Below are 457 nucleotides of genomic sequence, written 5' to 3' on the forward strand. Positions count from 1 at the left end.
CGGCACTTGCCGGCCGCCCGGGCCGGCGACAGCAATGACCTGTTCTCGGCGCTGTGCCATGCCAGCACCGAAGACGGGCAACGTTTCAGTGACTCCGATGTCATCAACCACATGATTTTTCTGATGATGGCCGCTCACGACACATCGACGATCACCACCACCGCGGTAACTTATTACCTGGCAAAGCATCCAGAATGGCAGGATCGGGTTCGCGCCGAAAGCGATGTTCTCGGCGACCGGTCACCGGAGATCGATGATTTGGAAGGGCTCAGGTCCCTCGATCTGGTGATCAAGGAATCCATGAGACTCGTGGCGCCGGTTCCGCTAGTGATGCGCAAAACAGTGGAAGACACCGCAATAGACGGCCACTACATCCCCTCCGACACGCTTGTGGCGATCACTCCCGCCGTCAACCATTTCGTCCGCGAAGTCTGGCATAACCCGGATCGCTTCGACC

General features: G+C 58.6%; 1 protein-coding gene. It reads left to right on the top strand.

Annotated elements, in window-relative coordinates; genetic code table 11:
* Positions 1-457 (top strand): cytochrome P450 (locus tag BST44_RS29270; protein WP_142274749.1); only part of this gene is annotated, 457 nt, incomplete at both ends.

It is taken from the genome of Mycobacterium scrofulaceum, assembly GCF_002086735.1.
GTDB classification, from domain to species: domain Bacteria; phylum Actinomycetota; class Actinomycetes; order Mycobacteriales; family Mycobacteriaceae; genus Mycobacterium; species Mycobacterium scrofulaceum.